Source organism: Rossellomorea aquimaris, from assembly GCF_001877785.1.
Lineage (GTDB): Bacteria > Bacillota > Bacilli > Bacillales > Bacillaceae_B > Rossellomorea > Rossellomorea aquimaris_A.
This window is the reverse complement of the sequence record NZ_MINN01000085.1, coordinates 138,446-153,021: the sequence shown is the minus strand read 5'-3', so window position 1 is coordinate 153,021 and position 14,576 is coordinate 138,446. Positions and strand designations below refer to the sequence as shown.

19 protein-coding genes are annotated in these 14,576 nt (G+C 47.5%); 7 read left to right on the top strand and 12 right to left on the bottom strand.

Features of this window, described 5'->3' with window-relative positions; genetic code table 11:
• Positions 1-21 precede the first annotated feature (21 nt).
• Together spoIIM and BHE18_RS10620 are read right to left on the bottom strand one after the other, a co-directional pair.
• Entirely contained in the window at positions 22-675 is a 654-nt protein-coding gene (gene spoIIM, locus BHE18_RS10625; protein ID WP_071618550.1) for a stage II sporulation protein M, read from the bottom strand.
• Between the two features lie 290 nt (positions 676-965).
• The gene (locus tag BHE18_RS10620) at positions 966-1,514 is read right to left on the bottom strand and encodes an NUDIX hydrolase (RefSeq protein WP_071618549.1); all 549 of its coding nucleotides are present in this window, start codon (positions 1,512-1,514) and stop codon (positions 966-968) included.
• Positions 1,515-1,595: 81 nt separating this feature from the next.
• Here BHE18_RS10620 and mciZ point away from each other — a divergent pair, with 81 nt between their 5' ends.
• Both mciZ and BHE18_RS10610 read left to right on the top strand, forming a co-directional pair.
• Entirely contained in the window at positions 1,596-1,727 is a 132-nt protein-coding gene (mciZ, locus tag BHE18_RS10615; RefSeq protein ID WP_071618548.1) for a Z-ring formation inhibitor MciZ, read from the top strand.
• 100 nt (positions 1,728-1,827) lie between these two features.
• Positions 1,828-2,751 carry an aldo/keto reductase gene (locus tag BHE18_RS10610; RefSeq protein ID WP_071618547.1) on the top strand — a complete coding sequence of 308 codons (924 nt, stop codon included), beginning with the start codon at positions 1,828-1,830 and terminating at the stop codon, positions 2,749-2,751.
• 317 nt (positions 2,752-3,068) lie between these two features.
• Here the strand turns inward: BHE18_RS10610 and BHE18_RS10605 are convergent, their stop codons facing one another.
• From BHE18_RS10605 to BHE18_RS10590, 4 genes are all read right to left on the bottom strand, one after another.
• A complete protein-coding gene (locus BHE18_RS10605) occupies positions 3,069-3,299 on the bottom strand; it encodes a YqkE family protein (RefSeq protein WP_071618546.1) in 231 nt (76 codons plus the stop codon).
• Positions 3,300-3,675: 376 nt separating this feature from the next.
• Positions 3,676-4,338, bottom strand: a complete 663-nt coding sequence (locus BHE18_RS10600; RefSeq protein WP_071618545.1) for a CoA transferase subunit B — start codon at positions 4,336-4,338, stop codon at positions 3,676-3,678.
• Between the two features lie 18 nt (positions 4,339-4,356).
• Positions 4,357-5,046, bottom strand: a complete 690-nt coding sequence (locus BHE18_RS10595; RefSeq protein WP_071618544.1) for a CoA transferase subunit A — start codon at positions 5,044-5,046, stop codon at positions 4,357-4,359.
• 35 nt (positions 5,047-5,081) lie between these two features.
• Positions 5,082-6,269, bottom strand: a complete 1,188-nt coding sequence (locus tag BHE18_RS10590; RefSeq protein WP_141771855.1) for an acetyl-CoA C-acetyltransferase — start codon at positions 6,267-6,269, stop codon at positions 5,082-5,084.
• Positions 6,270-6,438: 169 nt separating this feature from the next.
• On the opposite strand from BHE18_RS10590, the gene BHE18_RS10585 reads away from it, so the two are divergent.
• From BHE18_RS10585 to BHE18_RS10575, 4 genes are all read left to right on the top strand, one after another.
• Entirely contained in the window at positions 6,439-7,347 is a 909-nt protein-coding gene (locus tag BHE18_RS10585) for a hydroxymethylglutaryl-CoA lyase (RefSeq protein ID WP_071618542.1), read from the top strand.
• A 66-nt stretch (positions 7,348-7,413) separates the two neighbouring features.
• Positions 7,414-7,545, top strand: a complete 132-nt coding sequence (locus tag BHE18_RS23765; protein WP_268876307.1) for a hypothetical protein — start codon at positions 7,414-7,416, stop codon at positions 7,543-7,545.
• A gap of 127 nt (positions 7,546-7,672) precedes the next feature.
• Complete coding sequence (locus BHE18_RS10580; RefSeq protein ID WP_071618541.1) at positions 7,673-8,602, top strand: alpha/beta hydrolase; 930 nt, start codon at positions 7,673-7,675, stop codon at positions 8,600-8,602.
• Positions 8,603-9,520: an aminoglycoside phosphotransferase family protein gene (locus tag BHE18_RS10575; RefSeq protein ID WP_071618540.1), complete on the top strand. Its 918-nt coding sequence runs from the start codon at positions 8,603-8,605 to the stop codon at positions 9,518-9,520.
• 15 nt (positions 9,521-9,535) lie between these two features.
• On the opposite strand, the gene BHE18_RS10570 is transcribed toward BHE18_RS10575, so the two are convergent.
• Entirely contained in the window at positions 9,536-9,868 is a 333-nt protein-coding gene (locus BHE18_RS10570; protein WP_071618539.1) for an iron-sulfur cluster biosynthesis family protein, read from the bottom strand.
• A 127-nt stretch (positions 9,869-9,995) separates the two neighbouring features.
• Here BHE18_RS10570 and BHE18_RS10565 point away from each other — a divergent pair, with 127 nt between their 5' ends.
• Complete coding sequence (locus BHE18_RS10565) at positions 9,996-10,211, top strand: CDGSH iron-sulfur domain-containing protein (RefSeq protein WP_032087805.1); 216 nt, start codon at positions 9,996-9,998, stop codon at positions 10,209-10,211.
• Positions 10,212-10,248: 37 nt separating this feature from the next.
• Here the strand turns inward: BHE18_RS10565 and BHE18_RS10560 are convergent, their stop codons facing one another.
• The 5 genes from BHE18_RS10560 to BHE18_RS10540 form a co-directional block, all read right to left on the bottom strand.
• Entirely contained in the window at positions 10,249-10,587 is a 339-nt protein-coding gene (locus BHE18_RS10560) for a YolD-like family protein (RefSeq protein WP_071618538.1), read from the bottom strand.
• A gap of 21 nt (positions 10,588-10,608) precedes the next feature.
• A complete protein-coding gene (locus BHE18_RS10555) occupies positions 10,609-11,871 on the bottom strand; it encodes a Y-family DNA polymerase (protein WP_071618537.1) in 1,263 nt (420 codons plus the stop codon).
• Between the two features lie 228 nt (positions 11,872-12,099).
• On the bottom strand, positions 12,100-12,885 hold the full coding sequence (locus BHE18_RS10550) for a glucose-1-dehydrogenase (RefSeq protein WP_071618536.1): 786 nt from the start codon (positions 12,883-12,885) through the stop codon (positions 12,100-12,102).
• 43 nt (positions 12,886-12,928) lie between these two features.
• Complete coding sequence (locus BHE18_RS10545; RefSeq protein WP_071618535.1) at positions 12,929-13,783, bottom strand: GRP family sugar transporter; 855 nt, start codon at positions 13,781-13,783, stop codon at positions 12,929-12,931.
• A gap of 250 nt (positions 13,784-14,033) precedes the next feature.
• The gene (locus tag BHE18_RS10540) at positions 14,034-14,564 is read right to left on the bottom strand and encodes a DUF3221 domain-containing protein (RefSeq protein ID WP_071618534.1); all 531 of its coding nucleotides are present in this window, start codon (positions 14,562-14,564) and stop codon (positions 14,034-14,036) included.
• Positions 14,565-14,576: the final 12 nt, after the last annotated feature.

Below are 14,576 nucleotides of genomic sequence, written 5' to 3'. Positions count from 1 at the left end.
ATGATTCTCATTTAAGAATGATTATTTCAATTTCGAAATGACTGCTTCCATTAAATTGGGAGAAAGATAAGCTTCGATACTTGCGGCGGCGGTCACAATACCTACGGCAATCACGAAGAAAATGACGTACCTTGATAAAAAGGGAACGATTTGAAATTGCAGGGACGAACTGTGCCGGACAAAAATCTTCCGGATCAGCGTGAGTGAAAAGCTCGCACTGACAACTCCTATAAAGATGAAAGCAGGGATGATGATGATGTTTTGGGGCAACACGCTCACAAAAGAAAGCAGAAACCCGCTCCAGCCCATTTGATTCACCAGGAAGCCGACTGAAAATCCGACCACGACCCCTTTCATAAACAATAATACAAAGATAAGCGGCAGACCGATGATGGAGATTCCCAATATCCAGATCAAACCGAGATATTTCACATTGTGAAGGAAGCTTTGCCTGAACAGTTCTTCAGCCGAGGTGAATCTCCCGCCCTCAATTTCACTGAAAAACTTACTTAAATAAAAATATAAATCTTCTTTTTGAGCAAAAGACAGCGAGTTCACCACGATCGCCCCGAAGATGATTCCCATTAAAAACAATGTAATGACAAATAAATAGATTGAGGAATGTGCTTGTACATGTTGGACGAGTGGATTTGAATTTGATATTTTTTTGCGCATCACGACGCTCCTCCCAGATACCGATTAGTAGAATATATGCAAGAAGGGACAATTTATGCCGCTGCTGTTTATTCAAATCCAATAGAAAGACGCCCCTCTTAAGTCAGTTAAAAGGGGCGTCTTTTCTCTGTTTATATATAGGCTGTTTTCAAAAGAGTCTTGCTATCGTACAACATGTAGAATTTAAACGTAGTAAGTACACGTGCTCTTTTCGCATTTGATACTATATATAGCTTGATTTACATATCTGAAAATATCCAAGGTCCGGTATTTTCATGGGAGAAAAGAGCCTATTTATAAAACTGCTGAAGTTGGAGATACTGTACGGCATAGGCTGTTTTGGCATCATAGATTTTTTTCTCTTTTATGAGATTCAGCGCCTCCTCCACCGTCACTTCTATCAGGTCCACAAACTCGTCTTCATCAGGTCCCCTTGCATCCTCTATCCGTGTAATGTTTTCAGCGATATAAAGATGCACTAGTTCATCAGCGAATCCCGGGGAAGTATAGAAGGAAATAAGGTGCCGGAGGTTTTCACATCCGTATCCTGTTTCTTCCTCCAGTTCCCTTGCAGCGGTTTTGACAGGTTCTTCGCCGGGTTCCAGCTTACCTGCCGGAATCTCGACGATCGACTTTTCCAGGGCCTTCCTGTATTGCTCCACCATCACGATCCTGCCTTCGGGTGTCAAAGCGATGACTGCCACTGCCCCTGGATGTTTGATCAGCTCCCTTTTTGACGTCTTTCCATTAGGAAGCTCGACTTCATCGATTTGCAGATCAATGATCTTGCCTTGATAAATGGTTTCACTCGCAAGCGTCTTTTCTTCGAATTTTTTCATTAAACAACTCTCCTTGTTCTTACAATCACGTTACCTTCATACATTTTACCATATTTCATAGAAAGGATGAGGTGACCGCTCATGCAGGTAATCGTAGAGAAAGACCGTGTCATTCTTGCCGGAAAAGCTTGGGAAGTCAGGGCAAAGCTGAAGGAATACAGCAGGAAATATGACACGGTTAAAGAGTGGACGGCTGCACTTATCAAAGAATAAGACCCGGCTGCCGAGTGAAAAAGTCATATCCTTTGTTTAACCGGCCCTTCTTTCGTTAAAATAATAGATAGTGAAAGTATTGATGGAAAGGACGGTTATGATGGAAAAAAGACAAATTGGTGCATCTGATTTATATGTTTCAAAAATGGGACTCGGCTGCATGTCGCTCGGCACCGACGAGACGCATGCCAAAGAAATCGTCCAGACGGCACTTGAGAACGGCATCAACTATTTTGATACCGCTGATTTATATGATTTCGGCAGGAATGAGCAAATCGTCGGCAGCGCCCTCAAAGATGTGAGGGATGATGTGATCATCGCCTCCAAGGTCGGGAACCGGTGGAATGATGTCAAGGACGGGTGGAGATGGGATCCGTCCAAGGAGTATATCAAGTCGGCAGTAAAAGACAGCCTTTCAAGGCTGAACGTGGATTATATCGATTTATACCAGCTTCACGGCGGGACGATCAAGGACAACTTTGAAGAGAGTATAGAGGCATTTGAAGAATTGAAAGAAGAAGGCTGTATCCGTGAATACGGTATTTCTTCGATTCGTCCGAATGTCATCAAACGTTTCTTAAGCCATTCTTCCACTCAGAGCGTGATGATGCAGTACAGCCTGCTCGACCGCCGTCCTGAGGAATGGACGGATCTGCTTGAGGAACATCAAGTAAGCATCATTGCACGGGGTCCCCTTGCAAAAGGGCTCCTTTCCGACAAGATGCTTTCAAAAGCTTCAGATAAAATAAGAAAGGACGGATACCTGGATTATTCCTATGCCGAGCTTGAAGAAGCCCTGGCTGCCATCCGTTCAAAAGCATCGGAGACAAGAAGCATGAATGAACTGGCCCTGCAGTATGACCTTGCCCGCAGCGGGGTCGCATCTGTCATCCCGGGAGCCAGTTCGGCCCGCCAGTTGAAAGAAAACATTGAAGCCGTCAACCGGCCGCCGCTTTCTCCAGAAGAATTGGAGCTGTTAGAGCAATTGACGAAAATTTCACGATATGAACAGCACCGGGATTAGAATGGTGCAAAGCACCCTCGCCGGATCTGCCGGCGGGGTTGCTTTTTGGAATAAAATAGTGAGATGAAAATTAGTGAGGGCGGGATTAAGTTTGGTGTAGGCAGAAGCGGAAGGCGTTTTTTGTCGAAAAATCGGCAGGTCGCCCTTATTTCGAGGATTCCGCCCTTATATTGTTGATTCCGCCCTTAAATCAAGAATTTCGCCCTTAAATTGAATATACCGCCCATAACTGTAAATGAGAGCTGTTTGCTGATTAAGGCATTTCATAGAAAAGCTGCAGGTTCCCCTTGCAGCTTTTTCTCCTTATGAAAGTACTTTTACTTCTTATAATTCTGCCAGTTCATATCGCTTTCATTTAATAGTTCTTCGAAGGATTTGTTTTTCTCTCGTTGTTTTCTTTCTTCCGCTTTACGCTTCCGATCTTCATCTTTTTTTACTTCTTCCACTTTTTCCAGCTCTTTCTTTTTATTTTTGAGCTGTTCAAACAGGTCGGCATTGATTGAGTTTTTTAATGTCAATTCGGCTTCTTGTTTCTTTTTTTTGGACATCGGAGATCCCCCTGTCTATGTAAATAAAATATTCTTCGATCACCGCTGTTGATTTCCGTGCAGGACTTCGCTTCCCGCGGGTAGCCCGTTAGCCTCCCTCGGCAGAGAAGGGAACTGTCCAGCTGCAGGGCTTAGAGGCACATGTCATAAGCCAAACCGACCAAGAAGGCAAAGAGCGTCTTCGTGGCCGATTCGTCTTATGCCACCCGCCTCTGAGCAAAGCCCTTCCGCATTTCGGTTAGGAGTCTTCGTCTTGCACTCTAATCAAAAGCTGGATCAGTTTTAAAACGACGAACTCTCTTCTAACTATATCATTACAACATAAAAAACCATCCGAAAGAAAGAAGAATCCTCTCAGGATGGCTTGTTTGTTAATTTAGTATGCTTCGAGTTTGACGTCTTCTGCCACTTTTAGTTCGGCGGCGGTTGACGATTGGATGTCTTCGACGGTGAATCCGTTCGCGACTTCACGCAGAAGCAGCCCATCTTCTGTTACATCCATGACGGCACGGTCGGTGATGATGCGGTCAACTACTCCCTGCCCTGTAAGAGGGAGGGTGCACTCTTTAAGGATCTTGCTTTCCCCGTTTTTGTTCACATGTTCCATGATGACGATGATCCGCTGGGCACCATGTACGAGGTCCATCGCTCCGCCCATCCCCTTGATCATCTTTCCGGGGATCATCCAGTTGGCAAGGTCGCCGTTTTCAGCAACTTCCATACCGCCAAGAATGGCGATATTGATATGTCCCCCCCTGATCATCCCGAAGGATTCCGCACTGTTAAAGTAAGCGGAGCCGGGGATGGCAGTTACCGTTTCTTTCCCTGCATTGATCAAGTCGGCATCCAGCTCTTCCTCCGTCGGGTATGGCCCGATTCCGAGCAGCCCGTTCTCCGACTGAAGTACAACCTGCTTGTTTTCTGTTATATAGTTGGCGACCAGGGTCGGCATTCCGATTCCTAAATTCACATAAAAGCCATCTTGAATTTCCTTTTCCGCTCTCCTGGCGATCTTTTCACGCATTTTCGCACGATCCATCCTATTCCACTCTCCCTTCTAGGCTTTGACTGTTCTTCTTTCAATGCGTTTTTCCTGCTCTGCCTGAACCAATCGTTGAACATAGATGCTTGGAGTGTGTACTTCATTCGGATTGATGTCCCCAATCTCTACGATTTCTTCCGCTTCAGCTATGGTCACTTTTCCTGCAGCAGCGATCATCGGATTGAAATTCTGCGCTGTCTTGTTATAAACAAGATTGCCCATTTTATCTGCTTTCCAGGCTCTGACGAGTGAGAAATCAGCCGTATATGCTTCTTCCAGCAGATACTCTTTACCATTGAAGGTGCGTGTTTCTTTTCCTTCGGCAACCGGTGTCCCCACTCCTGCAGGCGTATAAAAAGCAGGGATGCCAGCGCCGCCAGCACGGATCTTTTCCGCCAGTGTCCCCTGCGGCACCAATTCCACTTCGAGTTCCCCTGACAATACCTGTCTTTCAAACTCTTTATTCTCACCTACATATGAACCGATCATTTTATCGATCTGCTTATTTTTCAGCAGCAAACCGAGACCCCAGTCATCCACTCCGCAGTTGTTGGAGATGACAGTCAGGTTCTTCACGCCTTTATCCACCAGTGCAAGGATCAATTTCTCGGGGATTCCGCACAGACCGAATCCGCCCACCATCAGCGTGGCTCCGTCCTGTATATCCGCCACCGCTTCACTGTATGAAGTATAAACCTGTTTCATTGTTTTCCCTCCTTAGTTGTCATTCAGCCTGCTTTTTATTGATGCAGTTCAACGACTGTCGCTACACCCTGGCCGCCGCCGATGCATAATGTAGCCAAGCCGTGCTGTACCTTTCTTTTCTTCATTTCATGGATAAGGGTAACAAGGATCCTTGTCCCGCTCGCTCCGATCGGGTGTCCCAAAGCAATCGCTCCGCCGTTTACATTGAGGGCGTCCCGCTTGAATCCAAGTTCTTTATCCACCGCCAATGATTGTGCGGCAAACGCCTCATTTGCCTCGATCAGCTGCATGTCTTCCATGTTCATCTTTGTTTTTTCCAGCACCTTCTTCACTGCCGCAACCGGCCCGATCCCCATCACGCTTGGATCGACACCTGCATTTGCATTCCCCTTAATTGTGACTAGGGGGGTGATGCCGAGCTCATCTGCTTTTTTCTTCGACATGACTACGACAGCTGCCGCCCCGTCGTTGATTCCTGACGCATTGCCGGCTGTGACACTTCCATCCTTTTTGAATGCTGCACGGAGCCCTGACAATTTCTCTGCAGTGGAGCCCTTGCGCGGAAATTCATCCTGGCTGAACTCAACCGGATCCCCTTTGCGCTGTGGAATATGTACTGGGACAATTTCATCCTTGAATCTGCCTGCCTCGATGGCAGCACTTGCTTTCTCCTGGCTCCACGCTGCAAATTCATCCTGTTCTTCACGGGATAAGGAATAGCGGTCACACAGATTTTCAGCGGTGACTCCCATATGATAATCATTGAACGCACACCACAGGCCGTCGGAAATCATGCTGTCCACGACTTTTTGGTCTCCCATTTTGTATCCATTCCTTGCCCCTTTTAATAAATACGGGGCCTGACTCATGTTCTCCATCCCGCCTGCAACAATGATATCGGCATCCCCGGCAAGGATTGCCTGAGTGGCCAGGTGTACGGTTTTCAAACCGGATCCGCATACTTTATTTATCGTCATGGCAGGTACACTCTCGGGTAAACCTGCTTTAATGGAAGCCTGCCTTGCAGGATTTTGACCTAATCCGGCCTGCAGGACATTCCCCATGATCACTTCATCGACATCTTCTTTTTTCACGCCTGCCTTTTCAAGGGCATCTTTGATTACGACCGCTCCAAGCTCAGGAGCCGAAATATCCTTCAATGAGCCGTTAAAGCTCCCGATCGCTGTTCGGACAGCGCTTACAATTACCACTTCGTTCGACATTTCTCTTCCTCCCATTCTGACTGATTCTCATGAATTCCTTCCACTAGAGAATAGGCAAACATATCTCCACTTAAACCTTTTCTATGTAAACGCTTCAATTTCCTTTTTCTTTCTTAAAAAATTTAGTTGATTTTGTTGTCGAAATTTTCCTACAATAATAACAAGGGGGATGGATAAGTTGAAATTACCTGAAAATATTACAATTATCGAAGTGGGCCCGCGGGACGGCCTGCAAAATGAAAAGAACTTTGTTCCGACTGAAACGAAGAAAGAATTTATATTGCGGTTGAAGGACTCCGGCATCAGGGAAATGGAGCTGACGTCTTTCGTCTCTCCCAAGTGGGTTCCCCAGATGCAGGATGCAGGCGATATAGTGGAATCGTGTCTTACCAGTGACTCGCGGGATTTCGTCCTTGCACCGAATGAAAGAGGCCTTCAGCGTGTTTATGAAACGGGCTGCAGGGCAGTGGCTGTATTTGTCGGGGTAAGCAATACGTTCAATCAAAAAAATATTAATAAGACAACTGAAGATTCTCTCAATGACCTTGAACCTCTCATCAACGAGTTAAAAGAACGCGGATATTTTGTGAGGGCCTGTATTTCGACCGCCTTCTACTGTCCATACGAAGGAAAGATCCTCCCTGAGGATACACTTGCCTTATGTAAAAGATTCGCGGATATGGGCGTGGATGAATTGAGTGTAGCGGATACCGTGGGCCGGGCGAATCCGCTTGAAGCCCATGCACTGTTCACTTTACTGAAAAGTGAACTGCCCGGTCTTCTCCTGACCGCTCATTTCCATGATACGAGGAAAATGGCCCTTGCCAACATCCTTGCTTCCATGCAGGCCGGTGTGGACCGCTTTGACAGTTCCGCCGGCGGGCTCGGGGGATGCCCTTTTGCTCCGGGAGCCACTGGGAACGTGGCCACCGAAGATGTCGTATTCATGGCGGAAGAGATGGGTGTGAAAACCGGCATCGACCTCGAAAAGATCTCGCAGGCGATCGATGTCGTGAAGCCTTTTATCTCCCGTCCTGTTGAAAGCGGATATTACCGCCTTTACGAGCTTAATAAATAAGAGTTTGAATACCGCTCCTGCTCCACGAGCATTCTAAGATTGAATGAATGCAAAGGAGATGAAAACATGAGTCAAAAACGCGAAAAGGGAAATAGTCAAAAAGGAAAGACGAACAGCGATACTGTAAGGAACACCCTGTCTGCAGAAGAGCTCGATAAAGCGATTCACCCGACCAAAGGGCAAAATGCAAAATCTTGATTCTTCTTTAGAAGCGCGCTCCCAAACTTTTGGGTGCGCTTCTTTTTTATTCCCTCCCCTGTGAATTCCACTTCTTTCCTCCTGATGTTAAAATGAAAGAACAGCTGAAAGTCTATGAGGTGAAATCATGAAGAAAAAATCTTATTTGATAGGCGGCCTCCTGTCCGCCCTCGGGATCGGCGGGCTGGGCTATTTCATTACGAATACCTTCCTGTACCTTCCCAAGAAAGATGAAAAATCGGTTCGTTCAAGGGAAATCGATGCACTCCGGCTCATCCAGGAAGAGTTTGATGCGCTCCCTAAAGAAGAAGTGTACATCCCCTCGCCTTACGGATATGATCTCAATGCTGTTTTCGTCACTCCCCACCCGCATAAGAGGTATATGATCTTTGCGCATGGTGTTACTGAAAACAAGCTTAATTCCATTAAATATATGAATCTGTTCATTAAAAAAGGATTCAATGCCATCATCTATGACCACCGGCGGCACGGGAAATCCGGCGGGAAGTCGACCAGCTACGGATATTACGAAAAATTCGATTTAAAAGCCGTCGTCGATGAATTGATCCGCCGGGAAGGTGAAGATGTCTTTTTCGGCATACACGGTGAGTCCATGGGGGCAGCCACCATCCTTCTCTACGGGGGCAGTGTCGAGGACCGGGCGGACTTTTATATTGCAGATTGCCCGTATTCCGATTTCGGTGAACAGCTTGCCTACAGGATGAGCGTGGAACTGAAAATTCCTGCGCGATTCCTGCTGCCCCTCGTAAGCCGGACATTAAAATTTCGCGAGGGCTATTCATTAAAGGAACTATCCCCCATTTCGGTCATCGGGAATATCCATAAGCCTGTCCTGTTCATCCACAGCATGGAGGATGATTATATCCTGCCGAAAATGACGGAAGATTTATTTCACAAGAAGCCGGGACCGAAAATGATGCATCTTAACTTCTGCGGCACCCATGCCCAATCCTACAATGAAGATCCCGAAAAGTATGACGGCGTGGTTCAGCACTTCCTTGATGAAGTTGTGGACTATGGAAGGGAGGCAGAGTAAATGATCCCCGAATACTTTCAAGCAAAAATGGAAGCGATGTATGGAGACAAGGGTTCGGCCTGGGTCGGACAGGCAGAGCAAACCATTCTTTCCCTTCAGGAAAAACTCAGCCTGTCACTCGGCGAACCTTTTTCCCTGAGCTATAACTTTGTGGTTCCCGCCGTTCTCCCGGACGGTACTTCTGCGGTATTAAAAATGGGATATTCCAATAAAGAGTTTTCCAATGAGTTCCATGCACTCCGCGAGTTCGCGGGTGATGCCATGGTGAGAGTCATTGATTCGGATCTGGAAGCAGGCTGGATGATCTTGACGCATATACAGCCCGGCCATGCCCTTCATTCCTTGAAGGATGAAATGAAGCAGTTAAAGATTTTCGCTTCTATTGCGGAAAAATTGTGGCACAAGCCTTCAACTTCCCATCCGTTTCCCGATGTCGAAGCCTGGTCGGAAGGCATCAGACGTTATAAATCCCGCTTTAAGGACGGAAACGGTCCCCTGCCGGAGAAGATGATTTCAAAGGCAGAGTCACTTTTCCACAGGCTCCTCAGTTCTTCACAGGAACGATACCTGCTTCACGGCGATCTGCACCATGAGAACATCCTCTATTCCGGATCGGCGGGCTGGACGGCCATCGATCCCAAAGGACTGATCGGGGAGCGGGAATACGACTGCATCCAGTACACCCTGAATCACTGGAAGGACCATGAATATCCTTATGAACTTTTGAAATTCAGGACGGCAGCCTTCTCTTCCCTTCTTTCCCTTTCCTATGAAAGACTGATTTCCTACGGATTCTGCCACTCGGTGCTGTCTGCCTGCTGGTGTACCGAAGACGGGAGCGACTGCTGGAAAAACGGGGCAGCCATCGCGGAAATGTATGAAAGGCTCTTGAACGAAAATAAAGCCGGTTCCCTTTGAGGACCGGCTTTTTCTCTATTCTCCAGGGTACAGGATGAAGTTCATCCTTCCGTTGAGGATCTGTCCCGGACTTTTCAGTTGAAACGTATTACTGGCTGTAGAAAAATCGATTTTCAGCTCTTCGTCAAGGAAAACCGTTTTCGACTTTTCTACCAAAATCGGAAAATGATTGGTCTCGACTGTCACATCGTCAATTTCATCGGGTTCTGATACGTACCATAAGGTCGGGACGCCTGACACTACACATCCGCACCCGTCTATGTCATATTTCAATTTCAAATGGCCTATTTGGCCTGCTGTTTTCTCGGTTATCTTTTCTGCTGCTGCATCTGTAAGTTGAATATTCATGTGACTTCCTCCTCCCCTCCATCCTATCATATTTTTTTGCTTCCTTTTATTATATTGCATTTTTCCCTTTTTCACTTTACTATCAGTATGGGGAAACTTTTGTATTTTATAGAAAGGGTGGTTTTTCATGGCAAAAGCTCAAATCAAAGTCAATGATAACGGTTCTCTTCGTGTAAGCGGGGATGTGGAGCTGATCGATGCTGACGGAAATGTATTTCCTACGAAGCAGGTCTTCTCTCTGTGCCGCTGCGGCCTGTCTGCTAAAATGCCGTTCTGCGACGCGTCCCACAAGGGGAAATTCGAATCCTGTGTACGTGCTGAGAAAGTGCTGGACGAGGAATAATCCTTTAAACCGGAGAGGCCTTCAGCCTCTCTTTTCTTCAGCCTTCTTCAAAAAAGCGGATGTCCGAGATGCCTGTCAAGGGGATATAGCGGACTTTCCCGTCGCTGTCCACCACGTGCAGCTTCCCTTCCAATGAATCGGCGTGATGGATGAGGCCGACGAGCAGTTCATGACGATGATTCACATAGTGGGTGATCGCTACGGCTTTCCCAAACTCCATTGCTTCCGCCACTGTTTCGTTCAATATTTCCAATTCTTGTTCATCGAGCTCTTTTTTCTTTTCGTACGTATCTTCCTTCGCCCAGTCCCGTAATAATTTTACATGCTCCGGGAGCATCATGGACGTCCATTTGATTCTTCCGCGGTCCCGTATCACTTGCTCACCTCCTGGATTTCATCACGATTTATGACCCCCGACCAGACGCGCACGATGTCTTGCCGTTCCCGCCTCCGTATAGGATACTGCCCTGAGCAGGGAAGCCGATCCATATTTGCGGCGGATCCTGTCCACCACATATCCCAATTCCCGCTTCTCCCACCGTTTCGGCTCGAATAAGGAAATCTGCATCGTTTCATCTTCAACAATATTCGAAAGGGCAATGGATATTTTCCGGACAGTCTTTCCGTTATAATTCTCTTCGAAAAGCTCGAGGCAGACCCTGTACAGGTCCATCGTGATATTGGTCGGCTCATCGACTGTCCGCGACCGGTGGAACCCGCCCCCGAATTCCTCCCGGCTGTATCCGATCCCGAAACTGACGGTCCGTCCGGCCTTCTGGTGCGTCCTCGCCCTCCTGGCCACCTCCTCGCACATTTCAAGGATGACCGACTTGATTTCCTTCCTTTCCTTGTAGTCCCTTAAAAGGATCTGGCTCTTGCCGAAGCTGATCTGCCCTTCCATGATCGGCGCCCCGATCTCGGACAAGTCCACACCCCAGGCATGATAATACAGCTGGTTGCCCATCACCCCGAATTTCGCTTCCAGTTTCCCGAGGTCATACTGCGCGAGCTGCCCGACCGAGAAGATCCCCATCCGGTTGAGCGTCTTTTCAAGACGGCGGCCGATTCCCCACATCTCGCTGAGAGGGGACAGGGGCCAAAGCTTTTTCCGCACGTCTTCATATTTCCACTCTGCAATTCCCTCCTTCTTTGCTTCAAGGTCGAGGCAGAGTTTGGATAGAAGCAGATTCGGCCCGATGCCGATCGCACACGGCAGCTGAAACTCCCTTTCCATATCATCTTTGATTTTACGGGCGATGGTCATGGCGTCCCCCCACAGATGGGTGGCCCCGTCGATTTTGATGAAGCTTTCATCGACGCTGTACGTATGGATGGCGTCTTTCGGGACATAGCGATGAAACAAGCGGGTGATTTCAGTGGAAATGCGTACGTAGGTGGCCATTTTCGGCTCCACAAGCCTGATGCGGGGATCCTTTGGGATTTCGAACATCCTCGATCCGGTCTTGATGCCAAAGTCCTTCTTTAACCTGGGAGATGCAGCGAGCACAATGCTTCCCTGCCTGTCCGGGTCCCCGACAACCGCCAAGTGGCATTCGAGCGGATCGAGGCCGAGCATGACAGCCGAACAGCTGGCGTAAAAGCTCTTCATATCGATGCATAAAATCTTGTGATGCGGCAGCCCGCTGTAGTCGACAGTCATCCTTCTCACTCCTTCCTTATCACTGCGAACGTCCGTTCTCTTTTATTATATGTATGATTTTATACGAATATACGTTCGCTTTCAACTTAAATTATTGGGAATGGAGTAAAAATCGAACACAAGAGGAAGTCTCCTGAAGAAATCCACCAAAGAACGGATAGCCGGAGAGCCGCCAAAAAAAGGCCTGCCCCCATTAAAGGACAGACCCTCATGCCAACCTGGAAAACATTATCCCTTCCCGGCCTGAAATCCCGGGTACTTCGTCATCCCGCCGTCTGCGATCAGTGTCGTCCCTGTCACGTAGCCTGCCTGTTCCGAGGCCAGAAATGCAGCACAGGAAGCAATTTGTCCGGGTTCGCCGATGTAGCCCAGCGGTATCAGTTTTTCAACACCTTTTTTCTTCTCCGGGTCGGAGAATTTTTCGGCGTTGATCGGGGTATCGATGGCGCCGGGGGCTATGTTGTTGACACGGATGCCGTCAGGGGCGAATTCCAATGCCAGGCTTTCCATCAAAAGCTTCACTCCTCCTTTGCTGGCAGCATAATGGACAAAATGCGGCCACGGAATGATTTCATGAACGGAAGAAATATTGATGATGGACCCCTTTATGTCATTCTTCAGCATATACTCCGCCGCTTCACGGCAGCCGAGAAATGTTCCGGTCAGATTGGTATTCAGCACCTTGTTCCAATCTTCAAGTGACAGCCTTTCCGAAGGCACTTCATTTTCAATTCCTGCATTATTCACATAGATATCGAGGCTGCCATATGTATCATGGGCGAATTTGACAAAAGCTTCGACATCCTCCTCTTTTGTTACGTCCCCCTGGATGATGGATGCGGTGCCCCCGCCCTGTTCGATTTCCTTCAGCAGTTCTTCCGGATTCTCTTCTTCACTGAAATAATTGATGACCACCTTGCACTTTTCCTCTGCAAACCGTTTGGCAATCGCCTTTCCGATCCCTGTGGCAGCTCCTGTAATAATGACCACTTTCCCTTGTAAATCAGCATACATATGATTTCCTCCTTTATTTTTCAATGAGTCCACGCTGCCCGGACTATTCTTTCGTAAAGCCAAGCAATACGCCGCCGATGATGATCAGGATACATCCTGCAATCACAAGCAGGATTTGTTTCTTCGATTTCTTTTCACCCAGGAAGAACAAGCCTCCGATTGTTGAGATCACGATTCCCGTCTGGGACAATGAGAAACTTGTGGCCACACCGATTCTCGGCAGTGCGAGCAAGAGCCCCAGATTCCCGGCTGCCCACATGAGCCCGGTCAAGATGTTCCTGGCTGTATATTTATTGAATGGCTTATGCCTGATGGTAATGGCGACCGCGCCGATGAACATTCCGATGGCCTGCGGTAAAACGGCTTCCCAGCCGTCGATTTCGAACCAGCGGACGACGACGACATATGCAATATATCCAAGGCTTGAAATAAACAGTGTCAGAAGCCCTTTTTTCAATTGCTGATTGTCTTTGTCTTCGGAATTCTGGGTGTAGGAAGTCAGGATGACGCCGATGATAAGCGCAATGACAGCCCCGCTTCCAAGCATGATGGTTTCAGTGGTCGTCCATTCTTTGAATACCAATACCCCAAAAAGAGTCGTACCGATCAATTGCATCCCTGTAGAAATAGGTACGGTCTTTGCAACCCCGATAAACTTGACACTTGCCAGCTGATTCACCTGGCCCACTGACCAAAATACACCCGATATAAAGCCGACACTCCAGACAAGCATCGATAATTCAGGTGATTTAAAAAGGAAAATACCTGCAGCGAACAGCAGGGAGCCGATCGTGATCCCGACCGTCTGACTGTAGGCATTCCCCCCGAGCTTGACACTTACAAACACAAGACTCCCCCATGCGACCGCGGGGATGAGGGCTAACAATATTCCCGTCATACATTCACATCCTTCTTTCCCTTAGATGATCCTAGTTTCCCACGAAAAAGAAAAAATAGGCATCAAATTTACTGGACAAGGAAAATTTCCCTGTTCAATGATGCATACCCTCATTTTCTTTTGAATAATCCAGTGGAGATGACAGGGGAGATTCGTAAAGACTTGAAGGAAGATGGAAAACCTTTGCTTGCCGCTGCAGCCGATTGAAGGATCATTGCACGAAAAAAAGAGCGGTTTGCCGGCCGCTCTTTCATTCATTGGCAGATGTGTTAATGGGTACGATTACGCGTTTGTCTTCAATGCTGATAAGCACGTGGACATCGCGGTTGAGGGCTAAGTCTGTAAAGCGCAGGGAATACATCCCTGTCGGATTTTTCTCCATCGACTGCACGACAACCTGGGAAAAACGGGGGTCATTCACCACAAGCTCGACGGCGTCCCCTTCTTTTTCGCTTTGTTCATCGGTCAGCAGGATGAATTGCCGCGCTGCTGCACTGCCGGGAAAAGATTCTCCCTTCACCCCGTCATACTTCACCTTTACCTTCTGACCGATTTTTAGACTCTCTTTATGTAACGATTTCTTTTTATCTGAATGAAACTTTGTCTGTTTATCGAATGAAAACCATATGTCATTGATCAGTACTTTATTATTCGAAATGTCTATATCAGTCGCAAAGCCTATGAAATCTTCATCTTGCTGAGGCTTGCCGACCCCGGAAGCATTACATCCGGATAAAAGAAAAAAGACACACAGCATGAATAGTACAGGTTGTTTTTTCATAGACTCGACTCC

What these genes read in the sequence shown, in the direction of transcription:
- BHE18_RS10565 (WP_032087805.1), top strand. Translation starts at nt 9,996, where the DNA reads ATGGCAAAAGCTCAAATCAAAGTCAATGATAACGGTTCTCTTCGTGTA.
- BHE18_RS10555 (WP_071618537.1), bottom strand. Translation starts at nt 11,871, where the DNA reads ATGACTGTCGACTACAGCGGGCTGCCGCATCACAAGATTTTATGCATC.
- BHE18_RS10550 (WP_071618536.1), bottom strand. Translation starts at nt 12,885, where the DNA reads ATGTATGCTGATTTACAAGGGAAAGTGGTCATTATTACAGGAGCTGCC.
- BHE18_RS10545 (WP_071618535.1), bottom strand. Translation starts at nt 13,783, where the DNA reads ATGACGGGAATATTGTTAGCCCTCATCCCCGCGGTCGCATGGGGGAGT.
- BHE18_RS10540 (WP_071618534.1), bottom strand. Translation starts at nt 14,564, where the DNA reads ATGAAAAAACAACCTGTACTATTCATGCTGTGTGTCTTTTTTCTTTTA.
- BHE18_RS10575 (WP_071618540.1), top strand. Translation starts at nt 8,603, where the DNA reads ATGATCCCCGAATACTTTCAAGCAAAAATGGAAGCGATGTATGGAGAC.
- spoIIM (WP_071618550.1), bottom strand. Translation starts at nt 675, where the DNA reads ATGCGCAAAAAAATATCAAATTCAAATCCACTCGTCCAACATGTACAA.
- BHE18_RS10590 (WP_141771855.1), bottom strand. Translation starts at nt 6,269, where the DNA reads ATGTCGAACGAAGTGGTAATTGTAAGCGCTGTCCGAACAGCGATCGGG.
- BHE18_RS10620 (WP_071618549.1), bottom strand. Translation starts at nt 1,514, where the DNA reads ATGAAAAAATTCGAAGAAAAGACGCTTGCGAGTGAAACCATTTATCAA.
- mciZ (WP_071618548.1), top strand. Translation starts at nt 1,596, where the DNA reads ATGCAGGTAATCGTAGAGAAAGACCGTGTCATTCTTGCCGGAAAAGCT.
- BHE18_RS10570 (WP_071618539.1), bottom strand. Translation starts at nt 9,868, where the DNA reads ATGAATATTCAACTTACAGATGCAGCAGCAGAAAAGATAACCGAGAAA.
- BHE18_RS10580 (WP_071618541.1), top strand. Translation starts at nt 7,673, where the DNA reads ATGAAGAAAAAATCTTATTTGATAGGCGGCCTCCTGTCCGCCCTCGGG.
- BHE18_RS23765 (WP_268876307.1), top strand. Translation starts at nt 7,414, where the DNA reads ATGAGTCAAAAACGCGAAAAGGGAAATAGTCAAAAAGGAAAGACGAAC.
- BHE18_RS10610 (WP_071618547.1), top strand. Translation starts at nt 1,828, where the DNA reads ATGGAAAAAAGACAAATTGGTGCATCTGATTTATATGTTTCAAAAATG.
- BHE18_RS10600 (WP_071618545.1), bottom strand. Translation starts at nt 4,338, where the DNA reads ATGGATCGTGCGAAAATGCGTGAAAAGATCGCCAGGAGAGCGGAAAAG.
- BHE18_RS10605 (WP_071618546.1), bottom strand. Translation starts at nt 3,299, where the DNA reads ATGTCCAAAAAAAAGAAACAAGAAGCCGAATTGACATTAAAAAACTCA.
- BHE18_RS10595 (WP_071618544.1), bottom strand. Translation starts at nt 5,046, where the DNA reads ATGAAACAGGTTTATACTTCATACAGTGAAGCGGTGGCGGATATACAG.
- BHE18_RS10585 (WP_071618542.1), top strand. Translation starts at nt 6,439, where the DNA reads ATGGATAAGTTGAAATTACCTGAAAATATTACAATTATCGAAGTGGGC.